This is a genomic window from Paenibacillus sp. FSL R7-0297 (genome assembly GCF_038009025.1).
Lineage (GTDB): Bacteria > Bacillota > Bacilli > Paenibacillales > Paenibacillaceae > Paenibacillus_AQ.
On record NZ_JBBPAQ010000001.1, the window covers coordinates 5,990,873 to 6,003,703 of the forward strand.

General features: G+C 54.7%; 10 protein-coding genes. All 10 read right to left on the reverse strand.

Features of this window, described 5'->3' with window-relative positions:
- Positions 1–58 precede the first annotated feature (58 nt).
- A complete protein-coding gene (locus MKZ24_RS26295; RefSeq protein ID WP_042234987.1) occupies positions 59–1,669 on the reverse strand; it encodes a helix-turn-helix domain-containing protein in 1,611 nt (536 codons plus the stop codon).
- On the reverse strand, positions 1,650–3,398 hold the full coding sequence (locus MKZ24_RS26300; protein ID WP_042234985.1) for a sensor histidine kinase: 1,749 nt from the start codon (positions 3,396–3,398) through the stop codon (positions 1,650–1,652). The genes MKZ24_RS26295 and MKZ24_RS26300 overlap by 20 nt, the downstream gene beginning before the upstream one ends.
- An 80-nt stretch (positions 3,399–3,478) precedes the next feature.
- Positions 3,479–4,846 (reverse strand): ABC transporter substrate-binding protein, encoded by a 1,368-nt coding sequence (locus MKZ24_RS26305; RefSeq protein WP_340788324.1) that lies wholly within the window; start codon positions 4,844–4,846, stop codon positions 3,479–3,481.
- Between the two features lie 140 nt (positions 4,847–4,986).
- Positions 4,987–5,823 (reverse strand): carbohydrate ABC transporter permease, encoded by an 837-nt coding sequence (locus MKZ24_RS26310; RefSeq protein WP_340788327.1) that lies wholly within the window; start codon positions 5,821–5,823, stop codon positions 4,987–4,989.
- Between the two features lie 25 nt (positions 5,824–5,848).
- Positions 5,849–6,787: a carbohydrate ABC transporter permease gene (locus tag MKZ24_RS26315; RefSeq protein WP_042234980.1), complete on the reverse strand. Its 939-nt coding sequence runs from the start codon at positions 6,785–6,787 to the stop codon at positions 5,849–5,851.
- The gene (locus MKZ24_RS26320) at positions 6,784–8,163 is read right to left on the reverse strand and encodes an FAD-dependent oxidoreductase (protein WP_340788331.1); all 1,380 of its coding nucleotides are present in this window, start codon (positions 8,161–8,163) and stop codon (positions 6,784–6,786) included. Before MKZ24_RS26320 ends, MKZ24_RS26315 begins: the two co-directional genes overlap by 4 nt.
- Before the next feature lie 979 nt (positions 8,164–9,142).
- Positions 9,143–10,351: a M14 family metallopeptidase gene (locus MKZ24_RS26325; protein WP_042234974.1), complete on the reverse strand. Its 1,209-nt coding sequence runs from the start codon at positions 10,349–10,351 to the stop codon at positions 9,143–9,145.
- Positions 10,352–10,580: 229 nt separating this feature from the next.
- The gene (gene racE / locus MKZ24_RS26330) at positions 10,581–11,387 is read right to left on the reverse strand and encodes a glutamate racemase (protein ID WP_042234972.1); all 807 of its coding nucleotides are present in this window, start codon (positions 11,385–11,387) and stop codon (positions 10,581–10,583) included.
- Positions 11,388–11,620: 233 nt separating this feature from the next.
- Positions 11,621–12,064, reverse strand: a complete 444-nt coding sequence (locus tag MKZ24_RS26335; RefSeq protein WP_081956466.1) for a YtxH domain-containing protein — start codon at positions 12,062–12,064, stop codon at positions 11,621–11,623.
- A 98-nt stretch (positions 12,065–12,162) separates the two neighbouring features.
- A complete protein-coding gene (locus tag MKZ24_RS26340; RefSeq protein WP_039308735.1) occupies positions 12,163–12,828 on the reverse strand; it encodes a helix-turn-helix transcriptional regulator in 666 nt (221 codons plus the stop codon).
- Positions 12,829–12,831 lie beyond the last annotated feature (3 nt).

Below are 12,831 nucleotides of genomic sequence, written 5' to 3' on the forward strand. Positions count from 1 at the left end.
AAGCCTATATAGATTGAAGTTGAATTGATTCCAATGGGGATGTTGTTCATTCCCTAGCCTAGTCTGCTCGTTCCTCACCCGTACCCTCTTCTACCGGCCCGGCTTTGTATTCACTGGGATTTCTCCCGCTGTATTTCTTGAACACTTTGGAGAAATACGCCCGGTCGGAGAAGCCCAGCGTGTAGGCTACATTCTCCACCGTCTCATGCGGGCGCGCCAGCATTGTGATCGCCATATTCATTTTGTACTGATTGACGTAATCGGTGAAATTGATGCCGGACAGCTTCTTGAAATAGCGGGAGAAGTAGCTGGCATTCAAATGCAGATGCTCCGCCATATCGGTCGAGGTCACCATCTGGTCCACATGCTCCTCCAGGAAACGGTCCACCTCCTGCAGCCGGATATCCTTCTCCTGCGCCGCCACGGGTGCCAGCGTATGCTGTCTCCACAGATTCCGCAGCTCCCGCTTGGTCAGGCGGGCCGCCTCCTGGATATGAACCGTCTGCTCCAGCTGGGTGAAGAAGTCCTCCTCGGCAAGTCCTCCGGCTTCAAAGGCCATCTGGCGAACGAAATTGCCGCAGGCTTCCTTCACCAGCCGGGGCAGCAGCCTATCTGCTGTTGCCTGCTGTGTCCATTGATTGACAGCCAGATCAATCCAGGCGGCATGCCCCTCCTCCAGCGCCAGCGACAGCATCCCGCGTTCCTTATCTCCGCGCCATTCGGCCGTCTGCCCGAAATCCGCCTGTTCTTCAAGGGCGGCAATAGGCGTAACCGCATGATAGAAGTTGTAATCGCGGCTGTCCATAAGCGTCTTATACAGCGAGTCGAAGTTCCGCAGCGGCACGGAAGCCCCGGAATAGAACCCCCGCAGGGTAATCTTGAGGTACTGCTCTACCTTGTCCAGCACGGATTGCATAAAATCAGTCAGCCCCGTCCCCGGGCTGCCGGGGTCAGCTACATTCCAGACCAGATAAATGTCAGCGTCCCTGCTCATAATCGGTGTAATGGAAGCTTCTCCGGCGGACAGCTCCAGCGCTATATTGTTCACGGCAAAATGAATCAGCGGAATATCCTTGTACCGGTAACGCTCGGTTACAGAGGCGGCATCCATATGGATAAACCCGTGGCGCAAATAAGGATGCTTCCAGGAGATCCCCAGGCGCTGTCCGAATTCCAGCGTATTCTCCTGGTCTGCCGCACCGGACAGCAGCTGCTTGAGGAAGCTCTGCTTCAGCACTTCCTTATTGCGCTCGATCGCCTGGCGGAAGGAATAACGCTCCAGCAGCTCTTCGCGGCTCTTGAAACGGCTCATCGCTTTGCTGAGGCTGCTCTTCAGCTGCTCAGGCGATAATTCATCCTTAATGAGATAATCATCCGCCTCCAGCTGGATGGCCCGCTTCGAGTAATGGAAATCCTCATAGCAGGTCAGGAAGATCAGGCGCACCTCCGGCTTCGTAATACGGAAGGCGTCCGCCAGCTCCAGCCCGTCCATACCCGGCAGGCCGATGTCGATAATGACGACATCCGGCAAAGCCGCATGGAACTGTTCCAGCGCATCCTCACTGCTGAAGGCCGAAGCCACCAGCTGCAGCTCCAGTCCCAGTGACCCGAGCAGATATTCTACATATTCCAGCATCGGGACATCATCATCAATCAGCATCAGGGTCATCAAGGGGAACCGCCTCCTTCTCACTGGTTATGGGGATATATAGGGTAAAAGTCATGCCATCATCATCTGTTCTTGCCTGCGCGCTCAGCCGCGCGCGGTATCCGTACAGCACCTGCAGCCGGCGTGCCGTGTTCACGAGTCCGACCCCTTTTTCCGGCCACAGGGCCGTGTCTTCATTTCCTTGCAGCCGCCGGTTCAGACGCTGGAGCTTATCCTCCGCCATCCCCCGGCCGTTATCGCTGATGCTGATCTTAAGCATATCGTCTTCAAACGCTGCCTCGAGCAGGATCGCCGGCTTCGCCGGACGTGCAGAGAAGCCGTGGCTGATGGCATTCTCGACAATGGGCTGCAGCAGCAGTCTTGGCAGCATAACCTCGCCCACCTTCTCATCCAGCACGCATTCAAAAGCGATATCCAGCCGGTTACGGATCTGCATCACCTGCACATAGCTGCCCAGCACCTTGCACTCCTCCGCCAGCTCCAGCGGCTTATCTACATGAACATATACGCGCAGCAGCTTCATCAGCGCATCGATCATCGCACCATGGGGCTGGTCCCCGGAGAGCAGCAGATCCACCTTGATGGAATTGAGCGTATTCAGCAGAAAATGGGGCCGGATCTGCGCTGCCAAGGCCTGAAGCTCCAGCAGCCGTTTCTCCTCCTGTTCACTCTCGACCTGCTGCAGCAGCTGATTCATATCATCCAGCATCTGGTTGAAGGCTGATGACAGCACCGCAACTTCATCCTTGCCCCGGACCGGAATCCGCACAGCGCGGTTGCCGCCGACATACTGCTTGACACTTGCCCGCAACAGACTGATCGGCTTATTGATATACCCGGCCCACAGCATGGACAGGATCAGAAACGCCAGGAAGAACAAACCAACGATCGAAATTGAAACCAGAAACTCGCGGTTGATATGGCTGTCGATAGAGCTGCGCGGCGTCTTGCTGGTGAGCAGCCAGCCCACTTTTGGAATACGGACCTCACTGACCAGCATCTGACTCTCCTTCGGGGTATCCGCTCCGCCCGTGACCGCGATACTTCTGCCAAGACCATCGGCCAGGGAGAGAATATTCGCGCTATTGCCCGTATCCAGCAGGGTATGAAAATAATGGCTTGGAATACCCACGTACAGCGTCGCCAGCTTCTCCTGATTCAGCGGATCGGTAATGAAGCGTACAGCGTAGTAATAGTCCGGTGCCGATGGGTCACCGCCGTAGGGGAACCATTGCAGTGAGATCTTCTCCTGCTCATTCAGCTTGCTGCTCTCCTGCAGAAGCTGCTCCGGCAGGCCCGAAAAGACGGGAATATTCTGGTTGCCGATCAGAATCCGGTTCTCCCGGTTAACCAGCATAATCTGCAGATCGGCATCCAGCGACTGAACGGACAATATATTGGCCGTGGTCTTGAGTTTATTGTAGTGGGTATACACTCCGTAGTTCCCGAAGTTCCCGGTGTTTTTTAAATAGCGCAGACTCTCCAGCACGGCCGGATCATAAGCCTCAGAGAAATAGACCGAGACAAACGAGATGCTGTCTACGGTTTTTTCAATTTGACTCCCGATAACCTTCAGCGTCTCCTCGCCTGAACGCGAGATTTTATCACTCACATTCTCTCTCACGGAGGTGTACGACCAGAAGGTAACGACAATAAAAGGCAGCAGGATCAGGATCAGGAACGTGAACTGCAGTCTGCGATGGAAAGAAAAACGGCTTAACCATTTCATAATGTATCCACCTTGTACTGTAATGTAAATTCAACGTCCCTATTATAATCCATAATCGCTGCCGCCTTTAGCTTCATTCATTATTTCTGGTTGGCCTGAACTACCTTCTCCACTTCGGCTGTCATTTCAGTCTTGACCTCATCGAAACTGCGGTTATCCAGCATAAAGCTGGCGAAGCCATTCTCCACAATCGCTTTCAGCTCACTCCCGTAAGGGACGCTGAAGGTATCCGGCATTTGAATATTCGGATCAAACAGGGTCTTGGACAGCGATGCGGTATCGATTAAATCTGTATTTTCTCCAAAGAAGCCGTTGATTAATTCCGTTCCGTCTACACCCTTGAAGGCTGGAATTTCTTTCGTGAATGTATAGGATTCCTTGGACATCCAGCGGATGAAATCATATGCAGCTTCCTTGTTCTCCGACTTCGCGCCCATCGCGAGCCCGCCGCCGGAAATATTCGTCATGCCCAGCTCTTCCGTATCCACGGAGCGCGGCAACGGAGCGTACATCGTCTGGAACTCATGCGGGAATTTCTCCAGATTCAGCGCCGCCCGGACAGCATAGCTTGGTACAGCGAGCATACTGGCATTTCCGGCAAAAAACTGCTGCAGCACATGATAGTTCGAAGCAAGCACATCGGCATACGGTTCAACGCTCTTATCTTCCTTCTCCATAGTGCGGCGGAGATTGAAGAAGTACTCGAAGGACGGATCATCGAAAATCGGCTTCAGATCTGCGCTCAGCTGAGGATGCGGCTTCTCGGTGTAAGCGATAATGTTCGGATATTCTCCCCAAGTGTGGAAGTACGTTCCGAAATGCTCGGGTGTCGTCAGCTTCTTGGCATACTCACGGAAATCATCCCAGGTCCAGCCCATCTCAGGCAGGGACAGCCCGGCTGCTTCTAGGTGATCCTTGTTAAAGACCGTCAGCCACTGGGTGGAGCTCGGCAGAATGCCGTATACCTTGTCATCCAGCTTCAGCAGCTTGGAATATTCATCCTCCGGTGTAATGCTCTCCTGCTCAAAGAAGGAGTTAAGCGGTTCCACAACACCGCGTGAAGCACGCTCCAGCAGTTCATCCTCATTCCCGGTCATGAATACATCGACCACTTCTCCGCCGGCTACGAGAATATCCAGCTTCTTCATGAAATCAGTACTGTCGCTATTCTGCACCAGTGATTCATATTCAACTTCCACTTTATCCTGGGATTCGTTATACGCCTGAACGGCCTGGTAGATCGGTTCTTCCGGTTTATCGGCCTTGAACGTGTAGAATTTGATCTTCGCCTTGCCTGCGGGCTGGTCTGTACTGCTGCTTCCGGCAGCCGGATCAGCCGAAGCCGGCGCAGCGGTGGCGGCCGAATTACTGCTGTTGCCGTTCCCGCCGCATGCGGTAACGGAGAGCATAAGAATCATACTTGCTAATACTAAAGATAGTTTTTTCAAAGCAATTCCCCCTTGATTTGTTGTCTGCAGGCTCATTATACAATCTAAGGCCCGCGCACACCGTGTACAGCTTTGCGGTGTGCGCGTACACTTTTTTGACCTTCCGGTCCGGGCAGCTTTATCTACCCGGATACATTACTTTAACCCTTGACTCCGCCGATGGCAATGCCGTCAATGACTTGCTTTTGCAGCGCCAGGAACAAGATAAGCAGCGGCAGAATTGCAGCTACGGAAGCCATCATCATGACGGAGATTTGTGTACCGAACTCTTCCTTGAAGAATTGCATCCCCAGCGGTATAGTATACAGCTTGGTCGAATTCAGCATAATCAGCGGTCCCTGGTAATCATTCCACGTCCAGATGAACTTGATAATCCCTACCGTAGCCAAGATCGGCCGGCTTAGCGGAAGAACAACACTCCAGAAGATCCGGAAGAATCCGGCACCGTCGAGCTCGGCAGCTTCCAGCATATCATTATGAATACCGATCATGAACTGGCGCAGCAGGAAGGTGAAGTAACTGGAGAACATCCCCATCAGGATGAGCGCTGCATGCGAATCGTAGAGTCCCAGCTCCTTGATCATAATATAGCGTGGAACGAGTGTCGCCTGCTCCGGGATCATCATGAAGGCCAGCATCAGGGTGAAGATCAGAGTTCTGCCCTTGAAATCAAGCTTGCTGAGCGCATAACCGGCCATGGCTGAAATCACAATTGTGGCAATCGTAGAGATTAGGGCAATTTTAAGCGAATTCATATAAAATAGTCCAAACGCAACGTCGCCCATCCATACTGCCTTAAAGTTAGCGATCAGATTCCAGTCCGTCGGAATCCATTGAATCGGGAAGGTCCATACCTCCTTCTCTGTCTTGGAGGCGGCGGACAGCATCCAGACCAGCGGCATCAGAAAAAATACCGAGAGCAGGGCGAACAGGGCGGTAAAGATCAGATTGCCGGGTTTTAATTTTCTGTTTGTCATTGCCTTTAGTTCCTTTCGCCGTAGACTAATAATGGACTTTGCGGTTCTGTGTCATCCAGGTAATCGACGTAACCAGCATGATGATGAGGAACAGCACCCAGGACATTGCCGAGGCGTAGCCCATTTTGAAGCGCTCGAACCCTTCCTCATAAATCTGGTACACGATGACCGTACTGGAATAGTTGGGACCGCCGTCCGTCAGGAACTTGATCATGTCGAAGATTTTGAAGGACGAAATCGTACTGGTGATCGCCAGGAAAAAAGTAGTCGGACCCAGCAGCGGCAGCGTAATCCGCCGGAACTGTCCGATCCCGCTCGCACCGTCAATCGTTGCGGCTTCATACAGTTCTTCCGGAATATTCGTCATGCCGGCCAGGAAGATGATGATTTGATAGCCCAGCAGCTGCCAGACGTAAATAATCATAATGGCGATCAGCGAGAAGCTGGTATCGACCAGCCAGCGAGGCGGCTCGGACCATCCGATCTGCATCAGAATCTGGTTGATCGGTCCTTTGGACGGGTGATAAAGCGCCTGCCAGACGGCGGCAATCGCGACGGTTGAACAAATGTAGGGCACGAAGAAGGCTACTTTGAAAAAGGTTTTGGCATACAGCTTCTTATGGATCAGCGCCGAGAGCACCACCCCCAGCAGCATCGTGACCGGCACCGTGCCGATCGTAAACAGCACGTTATTCTTCAGTGCCAGCAGGAAGCGGTTATCTCTAAACAGTTCGACGAAGTTGTCCAGCCCTACAAAGTGAATGGCGGACAAGCCTCCAACCAGATTCCACTCCGTCAAGCTGAGGAAAAGGCTGAACAGCAGCGGGAACACGGCGATGACCAGCATACCGATCACTTCGGGAGCGATAAAAAGCCATCCGGCCAGCTGCTCCCTTCTTTTGCGAGTCCAGTACGTTTTGGGCTCAGCCCCGGCTGTCTTACGGGTAACAGCAGATTCACTCATTGCATTCTCTCCCCTGCAGTTTCAGCTTGAATGTCCGGCAAATAGCCGCCTTCTTCGCGGAGCCGGGTGCGCAGTCGGGCGGTGTCGATGGCGTGGACATCGCCGCCGGTCTGAGCGGCAGCCAGTGCTGCAGCGAGTCCGGCTGCTTCACCCATCGCCAGGCAGACCGGCATCACCCGGACACTGCCGAGCACCCTGCGGTCGCAGGAGATGGAACGGCCGGCGACCAGTACATTGCGCAGTCCGCGCGGCGTAAGGCAACGGTATGGAATGCCGTGCGATTCGCCCGGACCGTAGAGCGTGATGGATTGGCTGGACCCGGTGCCGTTCTGCTGCTCCTCCTTCTGCGTGCCGTGTACATCAATGAAGTAGCTGTTGCGGCAGATTTCATCGTCAAAGCTTCTGCGTGAGATGTAGTCCTCCGCCGTCAGGACATAATCGCCGGTAATCCGCCGGGACTCCCGCGTTCCGATCAGCGTGCCCGTGTTCATGACCACCGCATTGCCGAAGGCCGCGGGGTGGACAGCGGCGAGCATGTCCCTGTAGGCACCTGCCATCTTGCGTCCTTCTACCAGCGCCCCGGATACAGAGAAGGGATTCGTGTTATCGACTCCCCAGAGATGTCCGGCATTGAAGCCTACGGCACGCGGAGCTACCATATTGTTGCACAGATGCGTATCCGGAATGGCCGGGTATTCCCCTGACCGGACCACCTCATGGATCGGGCTGTGCGGGTTCTCCGCATGCAGCTTCGGCCCGTTCAGATACGCATAGTCATCCACGTTGCCGAGGATGAAGCAATGGGTGGCGGGCTGAAGCTCGCCGGTCTCTTCGTCCCCTTGCTGGTACTCGGCCCCCGCCCAGGCAGCGACATCGCCATCCCCTGTGCAATCGACATAGACGGCTGCGCGGAAGGCCTGCAGGCCGCCTTTGTTCAGGAGGAGGAGGGTGGTGATGTTGCCGCTATCGTCTCTCTCCACATCCGCGAGCGAGGTCAGGAACAGGATATGTGCCCCCGACTCTGTTACGAGATCGTCATAGACCACCTTGAGCTTCTCCGGCTCAATCGGCACCCAGTCCATCGCCTCCTCCCGGACATGCGGCATTTGCGACTTTAGGGTATTGAATACCTTGGCCGCGAGACCACGGTAGACCATCTTCTCTTTATCCGAGAATGGGCACCAGGCCGGCACCAGGCCGGAGGTTCCCATTCCGCCCAGGCTCCCGGTTGCTTCGACCAGCAGCGTCCGCGCCCCTTCTCTTGCCGCCGCAGCTGCGGCAGTGCAGCCCGCAGGTCCGCCTCCGACTACAATGACATCGTAGGAGGAATTGAGCGGGATCTGTTTACTTTTCAGCGTATACGTATCGTTCTCCATGTGGCCCTCACTTTCCCGGCGGCCGGCCCTCTTTCCGTGGAGCCGTCCGCCACTCTTCTATACACTAATTTTAGCAAGAGACATTTGCGAGTACGGTATAGCTTTCATACGCCTTGATGTGCATTATTTTGACTATAAAATGCGTAGGCGGGAGACTCATGGGGTTGGGGTTGGGGTTCGGGTTGGGGTTGGGGTTGGGGTTGGGGTTGGGGTTCGGGTTCGGGTTCGAAGTGGAGCCGGAGTTCGAGTTGGTGTAGGCCGTGGAGTAACATTGGCATTTTGTGTGTGGGTGTGGGTATGTGGAGGAATGGACGTATGTATGCTCTGCGTGCGTGCATAGTATTTGCGTTTACTAGCGGAATCTCAGTCCGGTTCAGCTAGTGATGAGGACTGAGATTCCGCTAAATGATGGAATCAGGCGAAATCGCCTGTCAAACGGACTCAGATTCCGTTAAGTGTCAGAATATCCCCCATCTTAAGCCCGAATGACCAAATTAACGGAATCTCAGTCCGCTTCAGCCTCATTATTAGGTTTTTTCGTGAAATAAGCGCTTCTCAGTCCGCGTCTCTTCATTAGAGCAATCGCTCCTGCATCACCAGTAACCAATTTTGGCAAGCCACTAACCAACCGGCTGTCTCCGGAATAATTAGTCTAACTCATTCGTCCATCTAATCCACTTCCGGCGGAATCAGGGGAGTTTAGCTACTCATTTACTCACCCAGCCCACTCTCCAGCGAATACAAAAAGAAACCGCCCCTTAAGCGTCGGGGGCCAGCCCACCCGCTCTTTAAGGAACGATATCTTTGTGCGTTTATTATTGCGCTTATTATTGCGCCAATTATACGGGTCCATGGACCAGATTTGTCTCCAACTGGCAATACAATAGAAAAAGGATACAGCCGCGGAGGATCGATAGGGAGGATTGCGGCCGTGCCCTTTGCTGCTATCTTACGCAAATTTGCAGACATTGTTTCATTATTATTTCAAATTTGAGAGTATCGCCCCGAGTATGAGTCCGGTCTCCAGGGCCATATCCTCAAAATCAGCCGCAGGCAGCGGATTCTTGCCTATGCCCAGCTCTACCGTGAATCCCGGCTTGCGGAAGCGCTGGATGAACCAGTCCTTGTATCCGGCATCGCTGCCGGTCAGCTCGACGGCCCGGTAGCCGCTCACCGCCGCAAGCCCTGCTGCCCACCGCTTACTCTCCGGCGGCTCGTAGCCCCGGTAGTTCCAGTAAATCTCTGCACCCTGGCTGTGCAGGGATACGGCCGCATCGCCGGGAATCCGCTCGGCCAGAGCAGCCAGCGCCGCTGCCTCCGGCTCACAGAGCGGTGCATGCCCGCTGTAATCCCGCGGAGCCGGACCGGGAACCTGCCGCCGGTCGCGCTCCTCTTCCCAGTGGGCGGGGAACTGATCGCCAAGATCCACACCGCGGATGTTGGCCTTCCAGTGGCGGAAGCTTCGCCTGCCGCTGTTCCATTTCGTCAGCGCGGCATAATAAGGATGATCCGGCATCGCACCTTCCTGCACCAGCTCAACGCCATCGGGATTCGCCATCGGCACCGCCCATAGCGTCCAATCCCGGTGCCATTCCGCCGGCTGATGGCCATGCCACGCGCTGCCTGAAGCAAAGGCTGCTGCGTATTCTTCAATGAAGCGCATCAGCGAAGGCGCGGTCAGCCATTCATTGGCATGCAGCGCGCCATTCACATGCAGATGCCGTGAGCCGCTGCCGATCCGCAGCAGAATGATCGGCTTGCCGAGCACGCTGGTGCCGATGGCTTCTGTGCTGACAAAGGGATATTTGCCCGCCAGCCTGGCGGTATCCGCCTCCAGGTCAGCCGGCCCGTATTCACCGCGCAGATAGACTTCCTCACGGCGGACTGCAGCTGGTATTACAAGCACCTTGCCCGGCAGGCATATACGCCCCGAGCTTACTCCCGGATTCAGCATTTCCAGTTCGTCAATTCCCACACCGAACAGGGAAGCGATGCTGTATGCATCGTCCCCTTCCTGCACCGCATAACGCTTTCGCGGAGCAGAGGGCAGGAACAGCACCTGCCCCGGATATAAATAAGGCTGGCTTCCAGCCCATGGATTCCCTTGAATGACATGCTCCGGTGTCAGTCCGTGTCTTGCGGCTATACGGCTTACGGTATCTCCCCTGCGGGCAATATATTGCTGCATATGTCTCATCCTCCCGGCCCTCTTGAGCCGCCGTCCCCTCCAGCCTGTCCGGATATCTCCGCGAATACAGGCGGGACTCAGCCCTAGCCTAGTATATGAGCAGCAGCTCCATGTCATGAAAGATTTGAACATACAAAAAGCCGGGAATCCCGCTCCCGGCTTGTAACATCCGCCCCCGTGATGCCTGAGGGTTTGTCCCTATTCAATTCACCACTGAGAGCATCCCAGCCTACATCGAGGATACCTGCCATACTACAGGGGTACGGCTAATCTGCTCGCCAAGCCAGTCCCGGGCGATCCGCTGGAACATCTCAGCATCGCCGCTGCAGAAGAATTGGTGGATCGGGCTTTCATCTCCGCGCGCCAGCTGGCCTTTGTCATACAGAATAGTGCTGATCTCCCGCGCAGTCTCGTCTGCCGAGCTGATCAGCTTGACTCCCGGCCCCATCACTTTACCAATCGGCTCGACCAGGAACGGATAATGGGTACAGCCCAGAATCAGAGTATCAATCGGCTCGTATTTGATGCCGTTCAGTGACTCTGCTACGGCAAGGTGACTCTCCTCCGAGCGGAATAATCCCTGTTCTACAAAGGGAACAAGCGCCGGGCAGGCCTGGCTGACCACCTGGACGAACGGTGACAGCTGCTTCAGCGCCGCCGTGTACGCTCCGCTTTTGATCGTACCGATGGTGCCGATGACGCCGACCCGGCCATTCTTGGATGCGCTGATGGCTGCGCGGGCACCGGGGTGAATGACTCCGATCACAGGAATGGCTACCTTGGCGGAGATATAATCAAGAGCTGCCGCTGTTGCTGTATTGCAGGCAATAACGATCATTTTAGGATTAAATTGAATTAAGTAGTCCACGATTTGTTCAGTGAACAATTTCACTTCCTCAGTCGAACGGGGTCCGTACGGAGCTCTCGCCGTATCGCCGAAATAGATGATTTTCTCCCTCGGGAGCTGTCGCATCACTTCTTTGACAACGGTCAATCCTCCCACACCTGAGTCTAATATAGCTATTGCTTGCTGCACGAACACACCGCATCCTTTAACTTGTTTTGTGTAGCTTATGTAAGGCCGGAATAAAGTGTACCAGGATTTCAGCCCCAATTGCAGATAATACCCCATTTACCGGCTTAGTTCAAGTAAGGGATTCATCAGGCACAGCCCCGGACCGGAACAAGCCAGACCTGGAGAGGGACAGGAACGGCAAAAGCCGCCTTCCGCCTGTCTGCGGAAAACGGCTCCTCTATTGTTTGGTCAGCTTAAGAAAGTTCGCCTTCGCTTTTGCCGTCAACAGCATCTTCAGCTGCAGCAGTACCGGTGTCTGATTCAGCTTCAATCTCAGCTTCGATCTCAGCTTCAGCGGCTTCCTCTTCCAGCACAGCTTCCACAGCATCCTCAGCAATTCCGCTTACGGTAGCCGTCTTAGCTTCTTCAACTGTATCCGTGGCGGCTTTGCTCCATTCTTTGACTTCACTGACGACCGAAACTACAGCTTCTTTGGCCTTGCCGTAGATCTCTGTAGTCTTCTCACTGGCCTGAACAGCGATTTCCTGGACCTTATCGACCGCTTCAGTCGTTCCTTCGGCAATATCCTTACGGAGCTCCTTACCCGGTTTAGGGGCGAACAGCAATGCTGTCACCGTACCGACCACACTGCCGGCAAGCACACCCCAGAGCAAGCTTTTGGTATCCTTTTTCATCATCAATCTCTCCTTTGGATTCAAAGTGCCTCTGCCCGGCCGCCCGGGCGATCGCCTAGTTCTGGTATATCATAAGCATAGAGAGTTTGTCCTGTGACTGATCATTTGGAGTTTTCCGAAGTTTTCTCCTTTTTGCTTGGAGTGATTGCATAACGGCAGCATTGGCCGCCTTCCGCCATACATTCACTGCGGGTAACCTTCGCATCCAGCAATTCCTCGAACAAATGCTGCTCGCACTGGCAGGCCTTGCGGTACTGGGTAGCGACCTGGCGGATCGGACAGTTATACTCCCGCATCACGTACGAACCGTCCTCTTCCTTGCTCCATTCCGCCATATACCCCCCGGCATTCTGAATCGCTGACAGTTCGGCAACACGCTGCTCCAAATCGCGGTTCTGCATCATCGGGGTGTACTGGGCAAGCATACGCCGCCTGCGGCCTTCAAAAAGCACATTAACCGCATCCAGCCCGCTCCCGTGATCCAGCTCCCGCAGCAGCTCCAGCGCCAGATTGTGATAGCTTTTGGGAAAATGATCTTCCGCCCGTTCGGTAAGCGAGTATACATGCATAGGACGTCCCATGGCCTGGCGCACCACCTTGGTCTTTGCAAGCGACTCCTGCTCCAGTTGAAGCACATGACGGCGGACGCCCATTTCGGTAATGCCCAGCTCTTCCGCCAGAGCGCCGATGGTCAGCGGCCCTTTCATCTTCAGCAGCGTCATAATCATCCGCCTTGTCGAACCGCTTTCCTGACCCTTCTTCGCCATAAA

Excerpts from the sequence above, each read along its gene's own strand:
- MKZ24_RS26335 (WP_081956466.1), bottom strand. The coding sequence starts at position 12,064 with ATGATGAAAAAGGATACCAAAAGCTTGCTCTGGGGTGTGCTTGCCGGC.
- MKZ24_RS26315 (WP_042234980.1), bottom strand. The coding sequence starts at position 6,787 with ATGAGTGAATCTGCTGTTACCCGTAAGACAGCCGGGGCTGAGCCCAAA.
- MKZ24_RS26320 (WP_340788331.1), bottom strand. The coding sequence starts at position 8,163 with ATGGAGAACGATACGTATACGCTGAAAAGTAAACAGATCCCGCTCAAT.
- MKZ24_RS26325 (WP_042234974.1), bottom strand. The coding sequence starts at position 10,351 with ATGCAGCAATATATTGCCCGCAGGGGAGATACCGTAAGCCGTATAGCC.
- MKZ24_RS26295 (WP_042234987.1), bottom strand. The coding sequence starts at position 1,669 with ATGACCCTGATGCTGATTGATGATGATGTCCCGATGCTGGAATATGTA.
- MKZ24_RS26300 (WP_042234985.1), bottom strand. The coding sequence starts at position 3,398 with ATGAAATGGTTAAGCCGTTTTTCTTTCCATCGCAGACTGCAGTTCACG.
- MKZ24_RS26340 (WP_039308735.1), bottom strand. The coding sequence starts at position 12,828 with ATGGCGAAGAAGGGTCAGGAAAGCGGTTCGACAAGGCGGATGATTATG.
- MKZ24_RS26310 (WP_340788327.1), bottom strand. The coding sequence starts at position 5,823 with ATGACAAACAGAAAATTAAAACCCGGCAATCTGATCTTTACCGCCCTG.